This window comes from Butyrivibrio proteoclasticus B316, assembly GCF_000145035.1.
Classification (GTDB): Bacteria; Bacillota; Clostridia; order Lachnospirales; family Lachnospiraceae; genus Butyrivibrio; species Butyrivibrio proteoclasticus.
This window is the reverse complement of record NC_014387.1, coordinates 765,293-788,733: the sequence shown is the minus strand read 5'-3', so window position 1 is coordinate 788,733 and position 23,441 is coordinate 765,293. Positions and strand designations below refer to the sequence as shown.

Below are 23,441 nucleotides of genomic sequence, written 5' to 3'. Positions count from 1 at the left end.
ACAACATGAGGACATAATCAGAACCACCGGCTTAGCCGGTGGTTTGTTCTGGCCCTATAAGGGCCTGTTGCCGGCACTGAGTCTAAAGACTCGCCGAATGGTTTGCCAGCCGCAACATCATTTTTCTACAGAGCCCCCTGGGCTCATCTTATTTGTTTTGCTTTACCGGCTCACCCGTGAACGGGTCGATATACTCTTTTAGTGTCATTTGGTCGTACTCTAAATCCTCTTTTAACTGATTCTTTATGTACTCCTCTATTTTCTTTGCATTTTTGCCTACTGTATCGACATAGTATCCTCTACACCAGAAATGCCTGTTACCGTATTTGTACTTGAGGTTCGCATGCCTTTCGAATATCATAAGCGTGCTCTTTCCCTTTAAGTACCCTACGAAACTTGATACACTCATGCTCGGTGGGATCCTTACCAGCATATGTATATGATCCGGGCAAACCTCTGCCTCTATGATCTCCACGCCTTTCCTCTTGCATAATGTACTGAGAATATTTGCAATATCCTGCTTGATCTGACCATATGCAACCTTTCTCCTGAACTTAGGTGCAAATACTATGTGGTACTTACACTCCCATTTAGTGTGTGATAAACTATTCATGTCCATTTTGGACTACCTCCTGTGCTTTACTTTGGTTGGCGAACCGTAAGTAATTCTAGCACGGGAGGTTTTCTACTGTAAGCTAAAGCAGCTGTTATCCCCCTGCATAGCAGGGGGTTTATTAAAAGATGCTACACAACAAAAACACCCCAGAACTGTTGTCCTGAGGTGCAATAAGTCGTATATGATTGTCCAAAGACGTAATACGTTGTAAAACGATTATCTCTTTGAGAACTTTTTCATTGCCTTAAGTGCCTTGTTTTGGGCATTTGTAAGGCGAGTTGCTGTTTACCTGCTGCGTACGGTAGAAAGCTCAGGACTACTGTATGCGGCTGGTGGCAACTTGAATATTATGTTCTAAAGCTTTATCTTACTTTTGTTAGATTATCTTTCGATAAAGACAATTATCTTACCGCCTGCTTTTCCTGATTCCTGCATAAGCATTGCATCTTTGATCTTTCCAAACGTATATACAGGCCCATGTATTGGCTTTAAGTCATGCTTATTAAAGAATGAAAACATGTCATCCACTATCCCCTGTGTCGGAAAGTTTGAATAAAACCCTGTGAGATACACTCCATTAGGTATGTGTTTGATCGGATCAAAACCATTTAATGCATACACTCCTCCAAGGATTCCCGTCTGGCAAACAATAGCTCCTTTTTCCACTGAAGCCATTGTGTCCAAAAGAAACTTTGGTCCCACCAGATCAAGGGCTTTAGTCACACCTTTTACTTTTCCGGTAAGCTTTCCGTCATCAACGATTCTTTCATCTGCACTCATTAGCAAGTCCAGATATTTTTCTTTATGAGTTGTTGCAATAACTTTGCATCCAAGTGTCTTTGCAATCTGAATCGCAGCAAGTCCAAGTGCACAGCTTGCTCCTCTTATTAGCAGCGTGTCTTCTTTTCTTAGCTGCAAACATTCAAAAAGCGATCCCCAGGCTGTGAAATATGTCTCGGGTATAGCTGCAAGCTCAGACCACTTTAGATTACTTTCAATTTTAAAAACATGATGCGCAGGAAGAAGAGCATATTCAGCATAGCTTCCGTCAAAAGACCTTCCCATTCCGCCCATCATCGCAATGACTTTATCACCGGCTTTAAAAGAGCTGTTTGATGGATCTGCTATTTCTCCAACGCACTCTATCCCCGGGATGATCGGCTTTTTAATATAGTCGTATTTTATTTCTTCATGACGAAGAATGAGTTCGGAATGATTCATTCCAAAGGCCTTAACTTTAACAAGTACCCAGCCTGGAACTACCACTGGTACCTCTTTTTCTTTTAAAAAAATATCTTCCACGTTGGTAGGACCATCAAGTACCACTGCTTTCATTGTATTTGTATTATTCATAGGTATTTCCCTCAGTCCTTATGATACGAACAGATCACTGTTTACATCGGCCCAGCACTGCGGATCATCTGAATAAAAGCTTCCATTAGTTCCACATGCAACAGCAGGACATCCTCTGCACCATGCCTTTAGCTTGCACTTACTGCACTTTTCAAGCTTGTCATACTCCCTGTAGTCTTCAAAACTTGTCTCCCACAGATCCGCAATCCTGTCTTCAAATACATTTCCCACCTTGCTGTCAGCCACTCTCCTGCAGGCATATATATCACCTGTAGGAAGGATTGTCATATGACAGTTGGCACAATTGCATCCACCATAGATCATGTTAGGGTCCACATTTTCAGGAATCTTGAAATCCCCGATTTCATATTCATAAAGGATCCAGAGATGATCTTTTTTGTTAAAATAGGTTTCACACCCTTCGGCCTTGTACTCCTTAAATTTCTTGTCACAGGCAGCAAGAAGTTCTCTGTATTCTGTTGCTGTCATGGAAGCATCAAGGTCTCCGCCGCTTGGTACATACCTTGCAAAAGCAAATACATTTGCACCTGCAGCCACGACCGCATCAATGATTCCAGGTACTTCCATCCGATTTGTCTTAGAGACCGTAGTCATAATTACACTTCTGATTCCCGCTCTGTTAATGCATCCTATTTTTTCAAGTGTACAGTCATAGGAGCCGGTCTTTCTAAACCAATCGTGAGTTTCCCTAAGGCCGTCAATGGAAAGCTGATATTTCTCACAGCCGTACCACTTAAGCTCTCTGCAAACCTGATCATTCAAATGAAAAGGATTTCCGAGAATTGTAAATTTTATGTCATGATCCTTCATAAGCTGCAGAAGCCTCCAGAAATCGGGATGTAGGATTGGATCGCCGCCTGTTATGTAAAAGTAAGGTGTTCTTCCATACACTTCACAGAAGTCCAGACAGTTATAGAATGTATCCTCCATCTGTTTCCAGTTCATTGAAAATAGACATGTATGCTCTCCGCTTGAGTATATATAGCAGTGCTTACATCTCTGATCACATTCATCTGTAATATGCCACTGAAATGAAAAATATGGCTTCATTTCCCTTACCTCCAATTTATGTTCTATCTTAAACAGCGTATGCTGATTATCTACTAATTGACCTCCGGTATTTTACCGGAGGTCTGATGATTTGCAGTGGTTTATATTACTTGTTATCTCCTGCTCCACACGCACTTCCGCAAGCTGCTGGCTTCTCTTCAGGCTTAGCATCTCCTGCCCCGCAAGCGCTTCCGCAAGCCGCAGGCTTCTCCTCAGGCTTAGCATCTCCTGCTCCACATGCAGCAGTTGCAACCTGTGCCTCTTCGTTAACCCATCCGTTAAGATTTGATAATGCCATGACTAATTCCTCCTTCAAATTAAGTGTTTTAAAAAGCGTTTTTGCTTTCTGTGACTTCAATATAAACCCTGTCCAAATGTAAAAAAAGTACGCACTTTTTTATTACTCAGTTACCTTTTTGTAACTAATAGACAGACGTTTTTTCAGATGTTATATTGGAGTTAAATCAGAGTGTTGCATTCGAATTTGAACTTATGGATATTTTCAGTATAGAAAGGAGTTCTTATGAAAACAAAAGATGAATTACCTGAGTGCCCTGTTGCAACAACAGTAAGTCTTATAGGAAGCAAATGGAAATTACTGATTATGCGAAACCTTCTTGTAAGACCATGGCGTTTTAATGAACTAAAAAACAGTCTTGAAGGCATCAGCCAGAAAGTTCTGACAGATTCCCTTAGATCAATGGAAGAAGATGGGATTATAACAAGAACAGTTTATCCAGAAGTCCCTCCAAGAGTTGAATATGCCCTTTCTGATCTCGGTGAATCCATGCGACCTATCATAAGCTCTATGGAATCATGGGGAAAAGACTATAAAAAATCATTAGAATAAAAATAAAGGGGCTGTCGCTTAGATGTGATCACATATCAATCAATCTGGGCGACGCCTCTTTCTATCTTAATGGTGCATAATACTTAAATTTTTACTTTGTAGCAACTGTTTATAATTATACCTATATCTACCACCCTGTTCAATATTATGTGCATAAAACAAGGGCGTTTTCACGCCCTTGCCTAATGCACTATCAGTTATTCATCTCTCAGACATTAGATTATTCCTATTAAGATTAGGGACTTGTTGCTCTTTTCTCTGATCAACTATTGCCTGGCTTTCTCTTAGCTTTTGTAAAATGCTCGTTTTAGCCTTTTCAGCTATCTCAGGCTTCTTAGTCTTGTCCCACCATTCCTTGAATGTTTTAAAAGCTTTTGAGACTATTTTTCCCAGTGTAGTCTTTGGATTTTCAAGTGTTGCGTATCTCATGAATTCCTTTTTCATTTCAGAATTCACTACTGAGTCCACATATTGGTCGACCTTACTTTCGATATCCTGCTTCATTTCTTTAGCTGTATCATCCAGAGCTTCAATCTGTGTTTCCTTCTCTTGGCACTTATCTTCCAGCTTTTCATATTCTTGCTGCTTTAGCCTTAAGTAGAATTCTTTTGAGAAGTCACTATTCCTGCCTTTTTCTTTTGGCTTAAGTGTTTCATCTCCAAAGATCTCCGGATGGTCCTTCATCTGCTGTTCTACAAAATCGTGCATCTGATCCTGTATCGTTTCTAATCTTTTCTGGTCGAATACTTTTGTTTTTGCCACCTGTTTGCTTAGTCCTCGTTTGTATCCTGTTGCTACCGGAACTCCTACTACGTGCATATGAGGTGAATCCTCATCCAAGTGTGTTACTGCTGAAGCGATTTTGAATTCCGGAACTATCTCTTTTACATATTCAAGCTGTTCCCTCAAGAGTGGCTTCATTGCATTCCACTGTTCTCTCGTCTTATCCGCCCAGAATTCCTTATCCCCTACTTGGAGAATTACCTCCGTAGCCACATCATTCTTTTTACTTTCGGATACATACTCCAGATAGTCATGAATCTGTCTGTCACTTCTTTTACCTTTGTTGTATTCTGCAAGTACCTCAGAGAATTCCCTTTCATAAATCTCTTTTACATCATCGAGAATATTTACTTCACTCCCGACTTCCACTTCGATCATTTCTTCGTTATACTCTTCGCTTTGAAATAATCGGAGATTGTGCTTGCTCACCGAAACCACATCTCTTGTTTTGGTGAGCGAATGTTTCTTACATGAGATGTGAAATGTTACTGTTATCATAAACAAACTCCTTTCATAATATTTTTTTGCCGCCGGCAGGCCCCTCGGAGAGCCCCCGGATAATGATGTGTAATGTCATTATCCATAGGGGGTTACCCATAACGACACGTTATGGGGAAGCTCGCTCCGCTCGCCTGCCAAATCATTCATTCCTTGGCTGATTATTACCGGAGCGTGTCACGCTCCCGTTCAATCCATCAAGGGAAATCACCATCTAAAATCCTTGTGCATCCCCACCATATCGAGGTAGTCCTGACGAGCTTTTTCCTTCTCCTCTTCTGTGGGTGCTGTCTTGAACTTTGAATAGATTTCATGCCTCACTAGACAATATGTAATGACCTCCACTATGTAGCAACGTGGATTTACCTGTATACTAAAGATGTTGAGTCAATGGTAACAGGGATTACCGCATACAAAGGGAGGTCACTAAATGAATAATATCACAGTTTACGTAGGAATGGATGTACATAAGGAAAGTTTTACTCTCTGCGATTATTTAATCGAAACAGAGAAGGCGTCTCATACAAGGCGCACCCACGCTGATTACAAGGAAGTCCTAAAATATCTGGAATTCCTTAGAACCATCTACGGAAATGATACAAACTTTATATGCGGTTATGAAGCCGGATGTCTCGGCTATACTTTATATCATCAGTTAACTAATCATAACGTTAACTGTGTGATACTTGCACCAACCACTATGCTTGAACCGCGTAGTGGCAAAAGAATTAAAACTGATAAACGTGATGCTGAATTGATTGGCAAATGTCTGGCTCAGCACAATTACAGTCCTGTTCATGTTCCTACTTCTACAGATGAAGAAACAAAAGAGTTTCTCCGTATGAGAGATGATCATAAGCTTGCACTCAAGAAAGTGAAGCAACAAATACTTTCGTTTTGTCTTCGCCACGACTATCGCTATGAAGGAAAAAGTCACTGGACAGAAGCTCATGTGAACTGGTTAAAATCATTAAAGCCTGAGGCACTGTATAAAGAAATACTCGATGAATATCTGCTGACCTACATAAACTTGAGAGATAAGCTTGAACGTTTAGACAAGCGAATAGAAGAACTTGCTTTAAAAGATGAATACAGAGAGCCTGTTAAAAAACTCTGCTGTTTCATCGGGGTTCAAACTCACACAGCACTATCTGTATTGGTTGAAGTAGGTGATTTCAAACGTTTTGCATCAGCCAATCAGTTTGCTGCATATCTTGGACTTGTGCCTGGTGAAGAATCCAGTGGTGATGAAAAGTCAAGGCTTGGAATCACAAAAGCCGGAAATCGTCATGTTAGACAGCTTCTTATAGAATCATCCCAGTCATACAGCAAAGGACAAATCGGACATAAATCAAAAGCACTTAAATCCCGTCAGATTGGCAACTCACCTCAAGTCATTGCATATGCTGATAAAGCTAATGAAAGGCTAAGACGCAAGTTTTACAAAATGGTTCTTGGTAAAAGCAAGAAACACAATGTGGCTAAAACTGCAATAGCAAGAGAACTTGCCTGCTTCATGTGGGGCATGATAACCGATAATATAGCATGATCAGGTATAACATCGCGCCTCCGATATCAAGGCCAAGCCGCCGTGGGCGGTGCTTCGCAGCCTTGACATCTTCACCCCGCTGTTATAGCGGGTAATCAAGCAGATGTAAGATGGCTTACGCCATTTACATCTGGCCACCAACAAGTACCAACTGAAGACATCTTGAAAGGGCTTCGGCCATTTCAAGGTTAGAGCTATCTACGATAAAACTATGTTGGCACAGAGAAATTTGTGATCCACGCAACTAGACGGTAGAGCTCACGGCGGACCATTGACCTGTCGGTAACCAATCCACGTATATCAGAGTGGCCAATGCCGGGAACTGATACCCCGAGGCTCTTTCAAGGTGCCTTCAGCAACAATTAAATATGTTTGTGGTGATTCCAGTCATTTTTTGCTTGACAGGAGGTCATTACATATCAGTTTTTCCATCTTGTCTTCAAGTTCTTTTTTGATCAGATCAGTATCTTCATCAAACTCAAAGACCAGTAATCGTACCAGCCTTATAAATAATTCCTGTGATATCTGTACGTTTTTCATTCGTCCCTTTCTTCTAGTCCGCAACAATGCAGTGTCTTTATCTTTTTACAACCTTGCAATCTTAAGAGTGTAACTTCAGATACCTTACATTGTTGCGGTCTTGATTATCATTCGTTCTCTTTCAATATCCAGTACCAGGTATTGTTGATTCTCCTGGCTTTTATCCCAAGTTCATTTTTGGCTATCTCCAGAGTTCTTTTTGATATATCCTCTTCTTTAGCCAGTTCTACTGCCTCGTTACTTAGGATCATATTATGGTCTTCAGCCAATTCTCTCAGAAGAGCTATCGCCTTTTCCTGCTTATTCGCTTTCGGTGCAATTCCTCCGAGAACTTCGTCAGCGGTTATTTCATAATCTCCAATCCACTCGAATCCCTTTTCTGATAATCTGAAGGCCTTTGAATGTCCAAATGCTGCTAAGTTGTTCTTTATTTGGACTATTGCCCTTAGTTCCGGTTCTCCTTCTATCCTTCCTACCAGCAGGACACTTCTTGCTACTGCGTAGAAGTCAATTGATCCCATCCCTCTATAGGCTGCCTTGTTTCCGGAAGCCTTGTTCATGTGTCCGATTAGGATGATTGCACATTTGTACTTCTCTGCCAAAGCTCCCAGCTTCTTAGTCATATCTCTTGCTTCGTTAGCTCTATTCATATCCATTCCGCCTCCGAGATATGCCTGTAGTGGATCCATAATCAAAAGTTTTGCTCCAGTCCTTATGATTGCCTGTTCAACTCTCTCATCTACCATTGATAGCGATTTATCACTCTCATCTATCACATGGATTTTGGAGCAGTCAGCCCCGGCACCTTCAAGTCTTGGCTTTACCGTATCAGCCAGTCCGTCTTCTGCTGTCTGATATATGATGTTTATTGGTTCCTCACTCTGCAGACCTGTATCTAACGAAATTCCTTTTGATAACTTCGCTGATGCATTTAGTACAAAAGTTGTTTTTCCATCCCCGGGATCTCCCTGAATGATGGTAAGCTTTCCATATGGTATAAACGGATACCATAGCCAGGAAACTTCTTCAGCTTCTACATCTGACATCTGGATAAGCTTTAATTCTGGTTTGCTTGTTTCCATTTAGATTCCTCCAATCTTACTTTTTTTGTTGAACTTGGCCGGAACCCTTGCTATACTTTATTTAATCAAATTTACAAAAGCTCCGGCTTTTCATTTACTCTCTTGTTACCGGCAAGAGAGTTTTTTCATTTTAGACTGCTTCTGGACTAAAGTATCCAATCTCTTCCCATACCTTTCTGTCTGGACAATAGTAGTTGTATTCACTGGAATTCTCTTTCTTCATGGCATATCCAAATTTGAATATCCCCTGCTGGATTCCAATTCTTACGAACTGTGCATCCTTGTGCATTGCCTCGGCAACCTCAGTTATAGGAACATTTCTACCGGTAAATCTTGGTAGTTCTACATATAACTTTTTGTCTTCCATACTTTTCACCTCCCTTCTTTCAAAATACGAATTATTAGTTCGTATTTTGATAATACGTCTTCATAATTCATTTGTCAACAATAAATATGTATTTTCAATTCGTAATGCGCTCTTGTAATTCGTGTTACTACGTGTTACAATTCACACAAGGAGGTCAGTACAATGAATAATGGATCTGATATAGGAAATAGAATTAAAGAAGCCAGAAAAGCTCAGCACCTCAGTCAAACTGAACTGGCTAACAGACTAGGTAAAACCATGCGTACAGTACAGAAATATGAAAGCGGTGAAATAGAGCCTTCAATAGGTGTACTGAATGAGATAGCAAATAATCTTAATATCTCTCCTGCTGAACTTATTGGATATCAGAAGAAGAACATCACTTTAAATACACTCTCAGATGTCCTCTATGTTCTAAACGAATTAAATAAAAAAGCAGGTCTTCACTTCAATATAGACGTAAATCGCCCGCCAAAAACTGAAGAGTGGAGCTGTAGCCTTAAATTCATGGGAAACGATGAAATAGCAGAAAACAACGCAGATCTCTGCCTTTTTCTGGAAAGATACGCAGATGAACGAGAAAGCCTTGAACAAGGCCTATCAAATAAAGATAGATTTAATCACTGGTTTGAAACAGAGCTTGCATACTACGCAAATGTAGCATTGCCCGATAAGAAAGGTGATTAAGGGATTATCCCCTTTTTCATAAATTACCTGAGCATCAAAGGAGGTCGATATTATTCGAAATTACCAAACGGATATGGAAGTGTTATGAAAATGTCCGGAAAACGCAGAAAGCCCTATATGGTAAGAGTAACCACCGGATGGACCATTGATCCGGAAAAAGGTACCAAAAAGCAGACGTACAATGTCATAGGATATGCTGAAACCAAGCAGGAAGGCTTGCAAATGCTATCAGATTATCATCAGAATCCATTTGATACAAAAGCTGCCAAAAATGACATTCACAGACGTATATAATGCCTGGTCTGAAGCAAAGTATCCTACCATCTCTAAATCCAATGTGCATGGGTATACAGCCTCATATAACGTATGTGGAACCCTTTACAACAAAACTTTTAGAGATATAAGGCTGGCAGAGCTTCAAAATGTCATTGATACCTGCGGAAAAAATTATCCTACACTCCGTAAGATCAAAGTCCTTTTCAATCAGCTTTACGATTACGCCCTTAAGAACGATATCTGTAACAAGGACTATTCCGAATTTGTAGATATCCTCAAGTATAAGGACAAAAATCCAAATAAGGTTGAGAGAGATATCTTTTCAAAAGCTGAGATTGACAGGCTATGGGAACTCAAGGATGATCCGTTCTACCAGACAGTACTGATGCTGATTTACAACGGCTGTAGAATATCTGAACTACTGGATTTGGAAAAGAAAAATGTTCATCTTGAAGAACAGTATTTCGATGTGATACTAAGTAAGACTGAAAATGGTATCAGAAAGGTTCCTATAGCAGATAAGGTTCTACCATTCTACAAAGCCTGGTATGAATCCTCTGACTGTGAATACCTTCTTCACACAGATGACAACAAAAAATTCACCTACAGGAACTATAAAGACAGCTACTGGACACCACTAATAGAAAACCTTGGTATGGAGCACAATCCTCATGATACTAGGCACACCTGCATATCAATGCTGGCGGAAGCTCATGTGGATCCTACAATGATCAAGAAAATCGTAGGACACTCCGGAGCAATGTCTCTGACCGAGAAAGTGTACACACACCTTGATATCCAGTCTCTGGTAGAAGCAATTAACAAAATCTAAGGCTTGAGAATTTTGCTGTCTACCTGCTGTTTACTCGCTGTTTACGGTACAAAATTTTCTGCGTTTCACCACAACTGAATACAATTATAGATAAAAGAAAAACCCCAGAAACACTGAGTTCCTGAGGTTTGTAAATTCTTTTTGAATCTCGAAAGATTATCTCTTTGAGAACTGAGGTGCTCTACGAGCTTTCTTGAGACCGTATTTCTTTCTTTCCTTCATACGAGGATCTCTTGTAAGGTAACCAGCCTTCTTAAGTGTAGGTCTGTACTCATCTGAATCAGCCTGAAGAAGAGCTCTTGAAATACCATGTCTGATAGCACCAGCCTGACCTGTTGTGCCGCCACCTCTTACTGTAACTACAACATCAAACTTATCTGCTGTCTCTGTAGCAACGAGTGGCTGTCTAACGATAACCTTGAGTGTCTCAAGTCCGAAATACTCATCGATAGGTCTCTTGTTAATTGTTATATTTCCATTTCCGGATACAAGGTATACTCTTGCGATTGACTTTTTTCTTCTACCTGTTCCGTAGTAACTAGCTGACTTTGCCATTTTATGTTCTCCTTTCAACTACCCGATTAAAATGTTAATACTTCAGGCTTCTGAGCTGCATGTGGATGCTCAGCTCCTGCGTATACATGGAGTTTTGTGTACATCTCTCTACCAAGAGATCCCTTAGGAAGCATTCCCTTAACGGCATGCTCGATAACTCTCTCAGGCTTGTCCTGGAGCATCTGACGAAGTGAGAACTCCTTGTGATGTCCAACATAATCTGTGTGGTGCCAATACATCTTCTGATCAAGCTTCTTACCAGAAACCTTAATCTTCTCAGCATTGATAACGATTACATAGTCTCCTGTGTCGATGTTAGGAGTGTAGATTGGCTTGTTCTTTCCTCTAAGTACATTTGCAACGTTAGAAGCAAGACGTCCAAGTGTCATATCTGTAGCATCAACTACATACCACTTCTTCTCAACTGTAGTTGCACTAGGCATATAAGTTTTCATTGTGTTTCCTCCAGTAAATAATTGCTCATTAAATTGATACTGTGCAATGACCCTTCACCTGATCAATGCATTTATAACGATGTACATATTGCAGCTTACCGGGACAACAATATGACATTACCAAAAACATCAGTCATCTGACTGATAAATGTGCATACGGATATACCGTCACACAGTAAGATATTATATGACCTCAGCCCTCGGATTGTCAAGGTTAAAATTGGAATAAAAGCATAAATTTACCAAAATTTAATCTTCTGAAAGATCAAACGATTTAAACTATTTATTGATATTCATTTAAACCGCTTATCGATATCTTAATTGCTTTTGCAATCCGTATCAGGGCCGGGTATTCCATCCAAAAATTTATATTCTACCAAAAATAAGCCTTCTGCAGGTGCTGTTGGACCTGCCGCTCCTCTGTATTTCTTATCAAGGATGTCTTTTACCTCAGCCGGAGTTCCCTTTCCGCGGCCTATCTGCATAAGTGTTCCGGCAATTATCCGTACCATATTGTACAAAAAGCCGTTTCCGGTCACAGAGATAACAACTTCATCACCATTTCTGGTAACTCTGATATCTTTTATTGTTCTGACATGGCTAAGCGCCTGTGATTCTACATTGCAGAAACTTGTAAAATCATGCTCGCCCACAAGGTAATGAGCTGCCGCATTCATACGTCCGATGTCTAATGGCATACTAAAGTGACAAGTATAAAAGCGCTTTGTCGGATCCATGATCTGCGAGTTGAATATCCTGTATTCATATGTCTTTTCCGTATCACAGTGTCTCGGATGAAAAGAAGTTGCTACTTCCCTTGAATTAACAATACGAATATCCTGAGGAAGTTCATGATTGAGGGCAAAAACAAATCTGTCTCCAGGAATTGAACTGGCAGTATCAAATACCGCCACATTTCCATAAGCATGCACTCCGGCATCCGTCCTACTGGCTCCAATGACATGCACTGGTTCACCTGTAAGCCTCTCTATTGCCCTATTCAGCTCTCCTTCTATGGTGTTAGGGGTGCTGGTCTGCTCAGCCCAGCCGTTATATGCTGTTCCATCATATGAAACTGTCAGCATAATCCTACGGATATTATTCATTACTCAAACCTTTATATATCAATAAATATCAAATATCCTGATATTTTTTGTATCATAACATAATGCAAAATCAGAATAGAATTCTTCCGAAAACTACTATAACCACCAAGTAAAGTATTATAACCAAATACGCCAGTCTGTCTCTCTTTTCGTAGATAAGAGGTTTCATCTTGGTTCTGCCATCGCCGCCTTTATAGCATCTGGCTTCCATAGCCATTGCTAAATCATTGGCTCTTCTAAATGCTGATATAAAAAGAGGCACAAGAAGGGGCACAAGGCTCTTGGCTCTATTGATCAAAGATCCACTCTCAAAATCAGCTCCTCTGGCCATCTGCGCTTTCATGATCTTGTCAGTTTCTTCCATAAGGATTGGGATGAATCTAAGTGCAATAGACATCATCATTGAAATCTCATGAACAGGAACTTTGAACAGTCTAAGCGGCCTGAGGAGTCTTTCCAGACCATCTGTCAAATGATTAGGAGTTGTAGTAAGTGTCATAAGAGAGGAGCCTGTTATCAGAAATATCAGCCTTACAGCCATCATCGTAGCCATTCTGATGCCCTCAATTGTAATCGTGATCTTCCAGAAACTCACAATCGGTGTTCCCGGTGTGAGGAACAAATTGAACACCATAGTAATTAGCAGCAGGAAAAAAATAGTCTTCATTCCTCTGAAAATATACTTTGGTGGTACCTTCGATTCATAAATAGCAAAAGCCAGAAAAAGTGCTGCTATAATATAGCCCACAAAATTATTGGCAACAAACAGTGAAATAATGAATGCAAATGTTGCTACAAGCTTGACTCTGGGATCAAGCGAATGTATTACCGATTCAGTTCTATAGTATTGTCCTAACGTAATATCTCTTAGCATTTTCCAAACGCCTTTAATATCTCTATTTTTGCATCTTCCAGTGTCGTAACATCTGTATCAACCGGAATTCCAGCTTCGTGCAGCTCCTGCATCACATACGTAACCTGTGGTGCAGCAAGTCCAATTTCTTCAAGTTCCTTATAATGCCTGAAAACTTCTTTGGGTTCATCATCAAAAGCAACGCGCCCTTTATTCATAACAATTATTCTCTGAACGTAATTGGCAACATCATCCATGCTATGGCTTACAAGAATAATTGTAATTCCCATTTCCTGATGAAGCCTGGATATCAGATTAAGTATATCCTCACGTCCCTTTGGATCAAGCCCGGCTGTAGGTTCATCCAATATCAATACTTCCGGCTTCATAGCAAGGACTCCAGCTATTGCCACTCTTCTCTTTTGCCCACCTGATAGATCAAATGGTGACTGGTAAAAATAGTCATCATCAAAGCCAACCTGTTTGAGTGCCTCATATGCACGAAGTTCAACTTCTTTTTGAGATAGTCCCAGGTTCTTGGGACCAAAACACACATCTTTAAAACAATCTGTCTCAAAAAGCTGATGTTCAGGATACTGAAAAACCAGCCCAACCTTGGCTCTCAAACTCTTTTTATCATAATCAGGATCATTGATATCCTGTCCATTATAAAAAACACATCCACTTGTTGGTTTCTCCAGGCCATTCATATGCTGAATAAGTGTTGACTTGCCAGAGCCGGTATGCCCTATAAGGCCAACAAACTGTCCATCAGGGATATTAAGACAAACATCTATGAGGGCAGCATGTGCCATGGCTGTATCTTCATCATATATGTAATTAACGTGATCAAGTATTATTGACATTTATTTTCTCCAAGACTATCTGGCTGATTTCTTAATCTTCTTGAGTTCCTCAACCAGCTCTTCTCTGCTAAGTACACCATCCGGAAGCGGAAGGCCGGCCTTTTTGAGCTCATGTGCTAAAAGAGTCACCTGTGGAACACCAAGTCTCAGCTCTTTTAACTTATCAACTTGTGAAAAGATCTCTCTTGGTGTTCCGGTCATCTCAACATGACCTTTATCCATAACAAATACTCTGTCCGCATAGATAACTTCTTCCATGTAGTGAGTAATGAGGATTATTGTGATATTCTCAACCTGATTAAGAGCTCTGGCAGCCCTGATTACCTCTTTTCGTCCATTTGGATCGAGCATCGCGGTTGGTTCATCAAAAATAATGCACTTAGGGTGCATCGCTATAACACCGGCGATAGATACCCTCTGCTTCTGGCCACCGGACAAATGATTGGGAGATGATTTCCTGAATTGAAGCATACCTACTGTTTTAAGGCTCTCGTCGACTCTTTCCCATATCTCGTCAGTTGGAATTCCCATATTTTCAGGTCCAAATCCAACATCCTCTTCTACAACCTGACCAATTATCTGGTTGTCAGGATTCTGAAATACCATTCCTGCTTCCTGCCTGATATCCCAGAGATGGCTCTCGTCCTCGGTATTCATACCATCTACGAAAACCTCTCCCTCTGTAGGATACAAAAGAGCATTAAAGTGCTTGGCAAGTGTAGATTTACCTGACCCATTGTGCCCAAGAATAGCTATAAATTCGCCCGGCTTAATATCCAGATTGACATTATCTACTGCTCTGGTAATGCCCTCTACGTTGCCCTCTTCATCTCTTCTAATATATTCAAATACAAGTTTATCTGTACGCAGCATGTTCTTATCCTTATAAAAAAGCTGACTAATCAATCTATAACGCTTGTCAGGTTTTTATTCAATCCCCGACACTGCATAATTTTACTAGAGTTCACAGGCAAATACAAGCTATTAGTGGTATTATAAATATATTCAAATTGAGTAAATTATATATAACCAATTCGGGGGAAAAGAAAAATTGAATAATAAATATACTAAAGATTTTGTTTTGCTCGGTGCAATTATTATCGGTTGTTCGATAGCAGCAAGATTTATGGCAAAAGGAGAGACCTTGGCAGAATATAACGAAAGCAGAAGTGTAGTTTCTGATGCTTCATCTACCAGTGTTTCGGTTACTGCAGATGCTTTTGATGCTTCATCGTCTACAAGTGCTTCGATTACTGCAGGTGCTGCTGATACTTCATCATCTGATAGTGCTTCGGTTAATTCAGATTCTTCTGTCAGTTTCTATACCAGTGAATCCAACTATGCTTCAGATATAGTAACCTATGCTGATGGTTTTTCTTATGGATCATTGCCTCTGAACATCATAGATAAAATCACTGGTGTGTCTTACGTTGAAAACGATAACATAAGTATTGACGATCTTAGATACTGCAGTCTTCTATATAACGATTTTGAGGGAAATACTCAGCATGGAGAGCTTATATGTAATAAATCTATAGCCCAGGATATAGTAGAAATCTTCTATGAGCTTTATTCAAGCGGTTATCAGATTGAGAGCGTTAAGCTGATTGACGAATATAACGGCGATGACACAGCCTCCATGGAAGCCAATAATACTTCCTGTTTTAACTACCGTGTAGTTGATGGTACCAAGAAATTGTCCAAACACGCTTATGGTCTGGCCATTGATCTAAATCCTTTTTACAATCCATACATTACTTATAACAAGGACGGGACTACGAATGTGTCTCCCGAAGGTAGCCGGATCTATGAAGATAGATCATCAGCGTTTCCATATAAGATTGATGAAAATGATCTGGCTTGCAAGTTGTTCAAAGCGCATGGATTTAGATGGGGCGGTGATTGGAATTCCGTCAAAGATTATCAGCACTTTGAAAAGAAATAATAACGCAGTTGCCGCAACAACTAAAATAAAAAAACAGAGTTTATTGGATGTAAACATCCATAAACTCTGTTTCATTATTTTTTATCTGACGTTTCTCGCTGCTTATACAAGCTCAAGAACAACCATCATAGCTGCATCGCCTTTTCTCTGGCCGATCTTGATCATACGAGTGTAACCACCCTTACGATCTGCATACTTTGGTCCATACTCATCGAAAAGCTTAGCTACAAGATCAACTTCCTTAGTGTTCTTCTTTCTTCCAGCCTTCTCAGTAGGAACTTCAACTACTGGATAAAGAGTCTTAAGAAGCTGACGTCTAGCGTGCATTCTTGAAGGCATATCCTTCTTGATTTCCTTCTTAACAGTTGTGAACTTTGTAACCTTCTTGCCGTCAACAACTTCCTTTACTCTCTTACCGTCTTTGTCCTTCTCAGGAACCTTGCAATCAACAGTAAGTGTCTCGTAGTTGTCTTTCTCCTTAGCTGCAAGAGTGATCATAGGCTCTACGATCTTCTTGATTTCCTTAGCTCTAGCCTCAGTAGTAACAATCTTTCCATTGTAAAGAAGTGCTGTTACCTGGTTACGAAGAAGTGCTCTTCTAGGTTTTGTAGCTTTTCCAAGCTTTCTGTACATTGCCATAATGTTTTACATCCTTTCTCATCTGCAGGATTCCTCCTGCTGTGGTGCATCATGAAATGCGCTTTGGACTTACTTTCAAGATGTTGTTAATGTTAACCATGAGAATCCGCTTCAGTACACATCGGATTTACCTTCTGCGAATAAACCATATCATACGCGACAGGAACAAGTCCTGTCACATAATAATGTCTCACTAGTATGATTACTGTTCGCCGTCCTGTCTAAGTGAGAGACCAAGCTCATCAAGCTTAGCAAGAACTTCCTCAAGTGACTTACGTCCAAGGTTACGAACCTTCATCATATCGTCAGAAGTCTTGTTTGCAAGCTCCTGAACGGTATTGATACCAGCTCTCTTAAGGCAGTTGAATGAACGAACTGAAAGCTCAAGTTCATCAATTGACATCTCGAGAACTTTGCCCTTCTCGTCATCTTCCTTCTCTACCATAACTTCTGCAGTCTTAGCATTTTCGGAAAGATCGATGAAGAGGCTAAGATGCTCACTAAGAACCTTAGCAGCAAGGCTTACAGCCTCATCTGGAGCTAATGTTCCATCTGTGTGAACATCAAGTGTTAATTTATCAAAGTCAGTAACCTGACCTACACGAGTATTCTCTACAGTTACGTTTACTCTCTCTACTGGTGTGTAGATAGAATCGATAGCGATAACTCCTATTGGAAGATCGCCACCCTTATTCTTATCAGAGCTTACATAACCTCTTCCCTTTGTGATAGTAAGCTCCATGTAAAGCTTAGCATCCTTGCCGGAAAGTGTAGCGATAACCTGATCTGGATTCATGATCTCTATATCCTGGTCAACCTGGATATCAGAAGCCCTAACAACGCCTTCGCCACTATACTCAATGTATGCAGTCTTAGGCTCGTTTGTATCAGAAGAATTCTTGATAGAAAGGTTCTTGATATTCATGATGATCTCAGTTACATCTTCCTTAACACCAGGAATTGAACTGAACTCATGCAGTACGCCTTCGATTTTGACCTGACTTACTGCTGCTCCAGGTAAAGAAGAGAGCATAATCCTGCGAAGGGAATTGCCCAGTGTAATACCGTAACCTCTCTCAAGAGGCTCAACTACGAATTTACCATACTTCTTATCATCTGAGATTTCAGCAACTTCAATATTTGGTCTTTCAAAATCAAACACTGATATACCCTCCTTATGTGGTTTGTTAACAAGTTATATTATATATGATAATGAATTGTCACGCAATTCACAGCCATTCGGATTATGCATTAACATGCTTCATCCTCATATCTGTTAAGTCTTCAAGGTCATAAATCATTATGCACAAGTGCATAGATTTATGACTTTGAATCCTTTTATCACTCAAATTACTTAGAATACAACTCGACGATAAGCATTTCGTCAACTGGTACATCAATAACTTCTCTTGAAGGAAGTTCCTTAACTGTACCCTGGAGATTGTCCTTGTTAACATCAATCCACTCAGGAACGAGTCTGCCAGCTGTGATCTCTGTGATATCCTTGAATCTCTGGATATTCTTAGCAGCTTCCTTGATTTCGATTGTATCGCCAGCCTTAACAAGATATGAAGGAACGTTGATCTGCTTGCCATTTACAAGAACGAACTTGTGAAGGACAACCTGTCTAGCCTCTCTTCTTGTTCTAGCGAATCCCATTCTGAATACTACGTTGTCAAGTCTTGACTCAAGAATTGTCATAAGGTTTGCACCTGTCTGACCCTTCATTCTGTCTGCTCTGTCATAGTAGTTTCTGAAAGGCTTCTCAAGAACGCCATAGATGAACTTAGCCTTCTGCTTCTCGCGGAGCTGAAGTCCATACTCGCTCATCTTCTTACCAGCTCTAGCTGATGTTCTCTTAGACTTCTTGTCATATCCAAGGAATGTTGGATCTAAATCAAGTGATCTGCATCTCTTTAAAACGGGAACTCTGTTTACTGCCATTTTAGGCTCCTTTCTTTTACTCAAAATGAACATCTGTCATTTTGATGTTGTTTACAATGTTTGCTGATAACTCAGCATTCGCACCTTCGTCCAACGTAATTTCACATATATTATATGCACATGTAACTACATTGATTGAATATACTACTTTGTGATACCCATGATTGCTTCACTACGTTCTCGCAATCATGCATACATTCGGAATCCGAGCTATTGCTCTACTTCCTCATGTATGTTCGGTCTCCAAGGTTATATTTTTCTCTGTGCAAGCACAGAAAAATATAACTTTGTATCCCTATATCACTCAGATTATACTCTACGGCGCTTAGGTGGGCGGCATCCGTTATGTGGTACAGGTGTTACATCTGTGATAGATGTAACTGTAAGGCCGCTTGCAGCAAGAGCTCTGATTGCAGCTTCTCTTCCTGATCCTGGTCCCTTAACGAATACATCAACAGTCTTAAGGCCGTGAATAAGAGCAGCCTTTGTTGCTGTTTCTGCAGCTACCTGTGCAGCATAAGGAGTAGATTTCCTTGAACCCTTAAATCCCAGACCACCAGCACTTGCCCAGCTAAGAGCGTTACCTGCAGCATCTGTCAATGTAACGATAGTGTTATTGAAAGATGACTGGATATGTGCCTGTCCGTGTTCAACGTTTTTCTTGACACGCTTCTTTGCAGCTGCCTTCTTTGCAGCTGATGCTTTCTGATTTGCCATTTTAAACTAACCTACTTTCTTCCTAATAAATCTATTGATATTGTTACTCTTTGAACCTGCCATGCACAAGCTCAACATTGATACAAAAGCTATGTTAAAAGAAATTATTTCTTCTTGTTAGCGATTGTTCTCTTTGGTCCTTTTCTTGTTCTTGCATTTGTCTTTGTTCTCTGACCACGGCAAGGAAGTCCTCTTCTATGACGCATTCCTCTGAAGCATCCGATCTCTGTGAGTCTCTTGATGTTCATGGCAACTTCTCTTCTAAGGTCACCCTCTACATCGTAGTCATTACCGATAATCTCGGCGATTTTCTTAACTTCATCATCTGTAAGATCACGAACACGTGTGTCCGGATTTACTTTTGCAGCTTCAAGAATCTTGTTTGAGCTTGTTCTACCAATTCCGTAGATGTATGTCAAACCGATCTCTACTCGCTTATCTCTAGGTAAATCTACACCTGCAATACGAGCCATTTTAATTCCTCCATTTACAAATAAAAAATTGTTACTATTGAGAAGCTTTACTCCTCTTGCTCCAACCTGTTTCGTCAGAGCTGTTACTTGTTTGATTGGGGTCATTACAAATAATAAGACCCAACCGGACAAAGTATAATCCGATCTTTCCAATACACATTGGTATCAAAAAGTAATCCGAAAACGGCTCGAATTATCCCTGTCTCTGTTTGTGCTTAGGGTTGTCACAGATAACTCTGATAACGCCCTTTCTCTTAATAACCTTGCACTTTTCGCACATAGGCTTAACAGAAGACCTAACTTTCATCGTTACTCCTTTCCTGCATGGTAAAAACAGCATAATGCTTAAAGAAGGGCATAAAAATCCCCTCTTCTAAAAAGACCATTTAACATCATAGCACATGCCAAATCAATTATCAACTATTTTTTTACAAAATTTCATTATTGATTAGACGTAGGCGATTTAGCATATTTTTTTCCATTACAAGCTGGCAGATACTGTGAATTAAACATGCGTATATGCCTGTGAAAGTCCGAATCAGTTTGATTGAAGTAGTTATAGTTAACGGGATCCTGATCATCCCACGTAACATCCAAATTATAATAGTCATTTCCAAGTTTGATTATGTCCCAAGCATGCATATCACCGGATATCAGACCTCCGCCCCATCCAACAGATAAATAGGTTGGTACATCCATCTTTTGCATCAGTAATTGAAAAGCCTTTGAGTACCCTGCACAAACCGTTTCATTTCCAACAATTGCACTATAAGCACTCTGATCCAGTGGATTTTCTTTATATGTTAAACGTTCTGCCAATTGATCATGGACATAAACTTCTTTGTCATAGTCTGTTTTAAACTTCTGCTCATTCGCCTGAGCAAGGAAACTATCAATCATCAGATCAAATGTATCTCTCGCTGCCTTAATATCTCCAAGTTCATCTTTATAGAAATATAGCTGAACTTTTACAACACTACCTTTATAATCGTATTCCGTGTACATTCTGGTATTTAGCCAGAATAGCTCAGGATGATCAAAGATCACGCTCATAAGCGCATTATTCCATTCATCAGAAGTAGCCTTTGTCACCGGCAAAAAAGTTGTTCTCTCTGACAAGGTATTAGCATATATCTGCTTGTAGAGCTGTTTACATTTATCCGTCAGCATATTGTAATAAGGATAATAATTAGCACTAAAAGTATAATCAGATCCGGTGCTTCCCATACTGATATCACTGATAGCTTTCTGAACATCGTCAGAAGTTTCAAGGTTTATAACATTCTTCTGCGTCTGAACAAGACCTGACATATCATCTGTAATATTATAGTAGGTAGTGTCGTCTGTCGGATCCTCGCTAAGATCCTGATTAACAAGCGGTTCTACTGCTTCTTTAACTACATCTTTATCTATTCCGGAGCTGCTCCAATCGCCCTCGTACTCAGCAAATTCTTTTTCCTGTACCTCGGATACGGTAAAAGAGCTGACATAAGATGCTGCATCCGCAAGATCTCCAATGGCATCAGCCATCATATTTCCGTCTGAATTATCGGTTGACGTATTAGCTGTAGACGATTCACCAGTTGCCTCAGCTGCGGCCTGAGAACGAATGTAATTTCCAAGTCCCTTGGAGACCTCTGAGGCTCCTTTAGCCACGTCCGAATTAATTCCGCATAGCACAATAAAGCCACACGCAGCAATTACGATGGCCAGAATTAAACCTAACAGTTTTCCCAATAATTTCTTCATAGCGATTCCTTCCTTGTCTATACGCACATGAATTCTATATCTATATCGTCATATTTATTGATAACATTAACGCCTTGTAAAAATTCTTTTTCTATAAATATTTAATCAGATAGCTTTTTTGGACAAATAATAATGATTTTCGATCTTTATTAGTAAATAATATTGACCGGACTATCAACCTGGCTTACGCTAACTACATAGGATTTAGAAGCGTATGGTTCATATATAGCTATAACCAAGTATTCCCGAACTATAAAGCTTAGGCAACTCGTTAAAGTTATCAATACATAAACGGAGAGAAATGAGTATGTACACTTCCAATGAAAAAAGATATGAAAAAATGCAATATAATCGCTGCGGCAAAAGCGGCCTGAAGCTCCCTGCTATATCCCTCGGCTTATGGCATAATTTCGGTGATAATTCAGACTTTAGCAACATGGAGCAGATGTGCTTCACCGCTTTCGACAATGGTATCACACATTTTGATCTTGCCAATAACTATGGTCCAGCCGAAGGTGCAGCAGAGATTAATTTCGGTAAAATTCTAAAAGAAAGTATGCACAAATACAGAGATGAAATGATCATCTCAACAAAAGCCGGTTACTACATGTGGCCAGGGCCTTATGGCGATTGGGGAAGCCGCAAGTATCTTATTGCCAGTCTTGATCAGTCACTTCAAAGAATGGGACTTGATTATGTGGATATCTTTTACCACCATAGAATGGATCCGGAGACACCACTTGAAGAGACTATGGAAGCTCTCGCACAGATAGTTAGAAGTGGCAAAGCCTTATATGTTGGTATCTCCAATTATGATGGTCCTACTTTAGAAAAGGCTTCTGCAATTCTGACAGAACTTCATGTTCCATTTATCATTAACCAGAACCGTTACAATATTTTTGATCGTACCATTGAGAAAAACGGCCTGAAAGAAAAGGCCAAGGAATTAGGAAAGGGAATTATCTGCTTTTCTCCACTTGCACAAGGCCTTCTTACCAACAGATACCTTAATGGAATTCCTGAAGATAGCAGAATTCGTACAGATGGAAGATTTCTGAAAGAGAACCAGTTAAGTGATAATAAGCTAAACTGCATTAGAAAGCTTAATGATATAGCCCAGAAGAGAGGACAGACTTTAGCTGAAATGGCACTTGCATGGATTCTTAAAGATGACTATATTACTTCAGTGATCATTGGCGCTTCCAAGCCAAGTCAGATTCTTGATAATATTAAGGCTATTGAAAATACAACATTCACCGAATCTGAACTAAAAGAAATTGATTCAATTGTTGCTTCATTTGAGTAAAATGCTCTATCAAGCAGAAATTAGTGTCTAAGTATCGTCACAGAAAAGAAGCCAGAACCTTTCACAGTTCTGGCTTCTTACTTATTAGTCTCAAAAGTTAATTACTTATCTCTCCAGATAATTCTTCCCTTTGTAAGATCATATGGAGAAAGTTCAAGTGTTACCTTATCACCAGGTAAAATCCTGATAAAGTTCTGTCTGAGCTTACCACTAATATGTGCTAAAACAACGTGTCCATTCTCAAGTTCAACCTGGAACATTGTGTTTGGAAGCTTCTCAATTACTTTTCCTTCAATTTCAATTACATCAGCCTTTGACATTCTTATCCT

29 protein-coding genes and 1 pseudogene are annotated in these 23,441 nt (G+C 40.0%); 7 read left to right on the top strand and 23 right to left on the bottom strand.

Going from position 1 to position 23,441, the window contains the following annotated elements; all coding sequences use genetic code 11:
• Positions 1-148: 148 nt before the first annotated feature.
• The 4 genes from tnpA to acgA form a co-directional block, all read right to left on the bottom strand.
• Positions 149-619, bottom strand: a complete 471-nt coding sequence (tnpA, locus tag BPR_RS03325) for an IS200/IS605 family transposase (RefSeq protein ID WP_013279565.1) — start codon at positions 617-619, stop codon at positions 149-151.
• 378 nt (positions 620-997) lie between these two features.
• Entirely contained in the window at positions 998-1,969 is a 972-nt protein-coding gene (locus BPR_RS03320) for an alcohol dehydrogenase catalytic domain-containing protein (protein WP_013280045.1), read from the bottom strand.
• 18 nt (positions 1,970-1,987) lie between these two features.
• The gene (gene acgM, locus BPR_RS03315; protein ID WP_013280044.1) at positions 1,988-3,040 is read right to left on the bottom strand and encodes a radical SAM/SPASM domain protein, ACGX system; all 1,053 of its coding nucleotides are present in this window, start codon (positions 3,038-3,040) and stop codon (positions 1,988-1,990) included.
• 106 nt (positions 3,041-3,146) lie between these two features.
• A complete protein-coding gene (gene acgA, locus BPR_RS03310; protein WP_013280043.1) occupies positions 3,147-3,338 on the bottom strand; it encodes an ACGX-repeat peptide in 192 nt (63 codons plus the stop codon).
• Between the two features lie 225 nt (positions 3,339-3,563).
• Here acgA and BPR_RS03305 point away from each other — a divergent pair, with 225 nt between their 5' ends.
• Positions 3,564-3,890 (top strand): winged helix-turn-helix transcriptional regulator, encoded by a 327-nt coding sequence (locus BPR_RS03305; protein ID WP_013280042.1) that lies wholly within the window; start codon positions 3,564-3,566, stop codon positions 3,888-3,890.
• Positions 3,891-4,091: 201 nt separating this feature from the next.
• Here BPR_RS03305 and BPR_RS03300 read toward each other — a convergent pair whose 3' ends face one another.
• A complete protein-coding gene (locus BPR_RS03300) occupies positions 4,092-5,171 on the bottom strand; it encodes a plasmid recombination protein (protein ID WP_013280041.1) in 1,080 nt (359 codons plus the stop codon).
• 207 nt (positions 5,172-5,378) lie between these two features.
• Positions 5,379-5,495 (bottom strand): annotated as a pseudogene (locus BPR_RS21595) (complexin-2); the annotation flags it as partial.
• Positions 5,496-5,601: 106 nt separating this feature from the next.
• On the opposite strand from BPR_RS21595, the gene BPR_RS03295 reads away from it, so the two are divergent.
• Positions 5,602-6,720: an IS110 family RNA-guided transposase gene (locus BPR_RS03295; protein WP_013280040.1), complete on the top strand. Its 1,119-nt coding sequence runs from the start codon at positions 5,602-5,604 to the stop codon at positions 6,718-6,720.
• 387 nt (positions 6,721-7,107) lie between these two features.
• Here BPR_RS03295 and BPR_RS20940 read toward each other — a convergent pair whose 3' ends face one another.
• The 3 genes from BPR_RS20940 to BPR_RS03280 form a co-directional block, all read right to left on the bottom strand.
• A complete protein-coding gene (locus BPR_RS20940; RefSeq protein WP_167531139.1) occupies positions 7,108-7,260 on the bottom strand; it encodes a hypothetical protein in 153 nt (50 codons plus the stop codon).
• Between the two features lie 107 nt (positions 7,261-7,367).
• On the bottom strand, positions 7,368-8,342 hold the full coding sequence (locus BPR_RS03285; protein ID WP_013280039.1) for an AAA family ATPase: 975 nt from the start codon (positions 8,340-8,342) through the stop codon (positions 7,368-7,370).
• 130 nt (positions 8,343-8,472) lie between these two features.
• The gene (locus BPR_RS03280; RefSeq protein WP_013280038.1) at positions 8,473-8,709 is read right to left on the bottom strand and encodes a hypothetical protein; all 237 of its coding nucleotides are present in this window, start codon (positions 8,707-8,709) and stop codon (positions 8,473-8,475) included.
• Positions 8,710-8,871: 162 nt separating this feature from the next.
• On the opposite strand from BPR_RS03280, the gene BPR_RS03275 reads away from it, so the two are divergent.
• The 3 genes from BPR_RS03275 to BPR_RS03265 all read left to right on the top strand — a co-directional run bounded on the left by BPR_RS03275 (position 8,872) and on the right by BPR_RS03265 (position 10,504).
• Complete coding sequence (locus BPR_RS03275; protein WP_013280037.1) at positions 8,872-9,396, top strand: helix-turn-helix domain-containing protein; 525 nt, start codon at positions 8,872-8,874, stop codon at positions 9,394-9,396.
• Positions 9,397-9,480: 84 nt separating this feature from the next.
• The gene (locus tag BPR_RS21205; protein WP_013280036.1) at positions 9,481-9,690 is read left to right on the top strand and encodes a hypothetical protein; all 210 of its coding nucleotides are present in this window, start codon (positions 9,481-9,483) and stop codon (positions 9,688-9,690) included.
• On the top strand, positions 9,668-10,504 hold the full coding sequence (locus BPR_RS03265; RefSeq protein WP_013280035.1) for a tyrosine-type recombinase/integrase: 837 nt from the start codon (positions 9,668-9,670) through the stop codon (positions 10,502-10,504). Before BPR_RS21205 ends, BPR_RS03265 begins: the two co-directional genes overlap by 23 nt.
• Positions 10,505-10,660: 156 nt before the next feature.
• Here the strand turns inward: BPR_RS03265 and rpsI are convergent, their stop codons facing one another.
• The 6 genes from rpsI to BPR_RS03235 form a co-directional block, all read right to left on the bottom strand.
• Positions 10,661-11,059, bottom strand: a complete 399-nt coding sequence (rpsI, locus tag BPR_RS03260) for a 30S ribosomal protein S9 (protein ID WP_042256441.1) — start codon at positions 11,057-11,059, stop codon at positions 10,661-10,663.
• Between the two features lie 26 nt (positions 11,060-11,085).
• Complete coding sequence (rplM, locus tag BPR_RS03255) at positions 11,086-11,514, bottom strand: 50S ribosomal protein L13 (RefSeq protein WP_013280033.1); 429 nt, start codon at positions 11,512-11,514, stop codon at positions 11,086-11,088.
• 317 nt (positions 11,515-11,831) lie between these two features.
• Positions 11,832-12,620 carry a tRNA pseudouridine(38-40) synthase TruA gene (gene truA, locus BPR_RS03250; RefSeq protein WP_013280032.1) on the bottom strand — a complete coding sequence of 263 codons (789 nt, stop codon included), beginning with the start codon at positions 12,618-12,620 and terminating at the stop codon, positions 11,832-11,834.
• A gap of 70 nt (positions 12,621-12,690) precedes the next feature.
• Positions 12,691-13,494, bottom strand: a complete 804-nt coding sequence (locus BPR_RS03245) for an energy-coupling factor transporter transmembrane component T family protein (RefSeq protein WP_013280031.1) — start codon at positions 13,492-13,494, stop codon at positions 12,691-12,693.
• On the bottom strand, positions 13,488-14,339 hold the full coding sequence (locus tag BPR_RS03240) for an energy-coupling factor transporter ATPase (RefSeq protein ID WP_013280030.1): 852 nt from the start codon (positions 14,337-14,339) through the stop codon (positions 13,488-13,490). The genes BPR_RS03245 and BPR_RS03240 overlap by 7 nt, the downstream gene beginning before the upstream one ends.
• A gap of 15 nt (positions 14,340-14,354) precedes the next feature.
• The gene (locus tag BPR_RS03235) at positions 14,355-15,212 is read right to left on the bottom strand and encodes an energy-coupling factor transporter ATPase (protein ID WP_013280029.1); all 858 of its coding nucleotides are present in this window, start codon (positions 15,210-15,212) and stop codon (positions 14,355-14,357) included.
• 178 nt (positions 15,213-15,390) lie between these two features.
• On the opposite strand from BPR_RS03235, the gene BPR_RS03230 reads away from it, so the two are divergent.
• The gene (locus BPR_RS03230) at positions 15,391-16,284 is read left to right on the top strand and encodes a M15 family metallopeptidase (protein ID WP_013280028.1); all 894 of its coding nucleotides are present in this window, start codon (positions 15,391-15,393) and stop codon (positions 16,282-16,284) included.
• A 102-nt stretch (positions 16,285-16,386) separates the two neighbouring features.
• Here the strand turns inward: BPR_RS03230 and BPR_RS03225 are convergent, their stop codons facing one another.
• The 7 genes from BPR_RS03225 to BPR_RS03195 form a co-directional block, all read right to left on the bottom strand.
• The gene (locus BPR_RS03225) at positions 16,387-16,923 is read right to left on the bottom strand and encodes a bL17 family ribosomal protein (RefSeq protein WP_013280027.1); all 537 of its coding nucleotides are present in this window, start codon (positions 16,921-16,923) and stop codon (positions 16,387-16,389) included.
• A 202-nt stretch (positions 16,924-17,125) separates the two neighbouring features.
• Positions 17,126-18,085, bottom strand: coding sequence for a DNA-directed RNA polymerase subunit alpha (locus BPR_RS03220; protein WP_013280026.1), 960 nt, complete (start codon positions 18,083-18,085; stop codon positions 17,126-17,128).
• A 188-nt stretch (positions 18,086-18,273) separates the two neighbouring features.
• Entirely contained in the window at positions 18,274-18,867 is a 594-nt protein-coding gene (gene rpsD / locus BPR_RS03215; protein ID WP_026662976.1) for a 30S ribosomal protein S4, read from the bottom strand.
• A 309-nt stretch (positions 18,868-19,176) separates the two neighbouring features.
• Positions 19,177-19,584 carry a 30S ribosomal protein S11 gene (rpsK, locus tag BPR_RS03210; RefSeq protein ID WP_013280024.1) on the bottom strand — a complete coding sequence of 136 codons (408 nt, stop codon included), beginning with the start codon at positions 19,582-19,584 and terminating at the stop codon, positions 19,177-19,179.
• Between the two features lie 104 nt (positions 19,585-19,688).
• The gene (rpsM, locus tag BPR_RS03205) at positions 19,689-20,057 is read right to left on the bottom strand and encodes a 30S ribosomal protein S13 (protein ID WP_026662977.1); all 369 of its coding nucleotides are present in this window, start codon (positions 20,055-20,057) and stop codon (positions 19,689-19,691) included.
• Between the two features lie 193 nt (positions 20,058-20,250).
• A complete protein-coding gene (gene rpmJ / locus BPR_RS03200; protein ID WP_013280022.1) occupies positions 20,251-20,364 on the bottom strand; it encodes a 50S ribosomal protein L36 in 114 nt (37 codons plus the stop codon).
• Positions 20,365-20,498: 134 nt separating this feature from the next.
• Positions 20,499-21,806: a transglutaminase domain-containing protein gene (locus BPR_RS03195; protein ID WP_013280021.1), complete on the bottom strand. Its 1,308-nt coding sequence runs from the start codon at positions 21,804-21,806 to the stop codon at positions 20,499-20,501.
• A gap of 307 nt (positions 21,807-22,113) precedes the next feature.
• Here BPR_RS03195 and mgrA point away from each other — a divergent pair, with 307 nt between their 5' ends.
• Positions 22,114-23,112, top strand: coding sequence for an L-glyceraldehyde 3-phosphate reductase (gene mgrA / locus BPR_RS03190; RefSeq protein WP_042256439.1), 999 nt, complete (start codon positions 22,114-22,116; stop codon positions 23,110-23,112).
• A gap of 101 nt (positions 23,113-23,213) precedes the next feature.
• On the opposite strand, the gene infA is transcribed toward mgrA, so the two are convergent.
• The gene (infA, locus tag BPR_RS03185; RefSeq protein ID WP_013280019.1) at positions 23,214-23,432 is read right to left on the bottom strand and encodes a translation initiation factor IF-1; all 219 of its coding nucleotides are present in this window, start codon (positions 23,430-23,432) and stop codon (positions 23,214-23,216) included.
• Between the last annotated feature and the right edge of the window lie 9 nt (positions 23,433-23,441).

Bases quoted from the DNA above. Each gene is read 5' to 3' on its own strand.
- BPR_RS03300 (WP_013280041.1), bottom strand. From the start codon at position 5,171: ATGATAACAGTAACATTTCACATCTCATGTAAGAAACATTCGCTCACC.
- BPR_RS03285 (WP_013280039.1), bottom strand. From the start codon at position 8,342: ATGGAAACAAGCAAACCAGAATTAAAGCTTATCCAGATGTCAGATGTA.
- BPR_RS03320 (WP_013280045.1), bottom strand. From the start codon at position 1,969: ATGAATAATACAAATACAATGAAAGCAGTGGTACTTGATGGTCCTACC.
- tnpA (WP_013279565.1), bottom strand. From the start codon at position 619: ATGGACATGAATAGTTTATCACACACTAAATGGGAGTGTAAGTACCAC.
- acgM (WP_013280044.1), bottom strand. From the start codon at position 3,040: ATGAAGCCATATTTTTCATTTCAGTGGCATATTACAGATGAATGTGAT.
- mgrA (WP_042256439.1), top strand. From the start codon at position 22,114: ATGTACACTTCCAATGAAAAAAGATATGAAAAAATGCAATATAATCGC.
- rpsI (WP_042256441.1), bottom strand. From the start codon at position 11,059: ATGGCAAAGTCAGCTAGTTACTACGGAACAGGTAGAAGAAAAAAGTCA.
- BPR_RS21205 (WP_013280036.1), top strand. From the start codon at position 9,481: ATGAAAATGTCCGGAAAACGCAGAAAGCCCTATATGGTAAGAGTAACC.
- BPR_RS03245 (WP_013280031.1), bottom strand. From the start codon at position 13,494: ATGCTAAGAGATATTACGTTAGGACAATACTATAGAACTGAATCGGTA.
- BPR_RS03265 (WP_013280035.1), top strand. From the start codon at position 9,668: ATGACATTCACAGACGTATATAATGCCTGGTCTGAAGCAAAGTATCCT.
- BPR_RS03275 (WP_013280037.1), top strand. From the start codon at position 8,872: ATGAATAATGGATCTGATATAGGAAATAGAATTAAAGAAGCCAGAAAA.
- BPR_RS03235 (WP_013280029.1), bottom strand. From the start codon at position 15,212: ATGCTGCGTACAGATAAACTTGTATTTGAATATATTAGAAGAGATGAA.
- BPR_RS03280 (WP_013280038.1), bottom strand. From the start codon at position 8,709: ATGGAAGACAAAAAGTTATATGTAGAACTACCAAGATTTACCGGTAGA.
- rplM (WP_013280033.1), bottom strand. From the start codon at position 11,514: ATGAAAACTTATATGCCTAGTGCAACTACAGTTGAGAAGAAGTGGTAT.
- BPR_RS03195 (WP_013280021.1), bottom strand. From the start codon at position 21,806: ATGAAGAAATTATTGGGAAAACTGTTAGGTTTAATTCTGGCCATCGTA.
- rpsK (WP_013280024.1), bottom strand. From the start codon at position 19,584: ATGGCAAATCAGAAAGCATCAGCTGCAAAGAAGGCAGCTGCAAAGAAG.
- BPR_RS03305 (WP_013280042.1), top strand. From the start codon at position 3,564: ATGAAAACAAAAGATGAATTACCTGAGTGCCCTGTTGCAACAACAGTA.
- BPR_RS20940 (WP_167531139.1), bottom strand. From the start codon at position 7,260: ATGAAAAACGTACAGATATCACAGGAATTATTTATAAGGCTGGTACGA.
- BPR_RS03225 (WP_013280027.1), bottom strand. From the start codon at position 16,923: ATGGCAATGTACAGAAAGCTTGGAAAAGCTACAAAACCTAGAAGAGCA.
- BPR_RS03240 (WP_013280030.1), bottom strand. From the start codon at position 14,339: ATGTCAATAATACTTGATCACGTTAATTACATATATGATGAAGATACA.
- rpsM (WP_026662977.1), bottom strand. From the start codon at position 20,057: ATGGCTCGTATTGCAGGTGTAGATTTACCTAGAGATAAGCGAGTAGAG.
- infA (WP_013280019.1), bottom strand. From the start codon at position 23,432: ATGTCAAAGGCTGATGTAATTGAAATTGAAGGAAAAGTAATTGAGAAG.
- acgA (WP_013280043.1), bottom strand. From the start codon at position 3,338: ATGGCATTATCAAATCTTAACGGATGGGTTAACGAAGAGGCACAGGTT.
- BPR_RS03295 (WP_013280040.1), top strand. From the start codon at position 5,602: ATGAATAATATCACAGTTTACGTAGGAATGGATGTACATAAGGAAAGT.
- truA (WP_013280032.1), bottom strand. From the start codon at position 12,620: ATGAATAATATCCGTAGGATTATGCTGACAGTTTCATATGATGGAACA.
- rpsD (WP_026662976.1), bottom strand. From the start codon at position 18,867: ATGGCAGTAAACAGAGTTCCCGTTTTAAAGAGATGCAGATCACTTGAT.
- rpmJ (WP_013280022.1), bottom strand. From the start codon at position 20,364: ATGAAAGTTAGGTCTTCTGTTAAGCCTATGTGCGAAAAGTGCAAGGTT.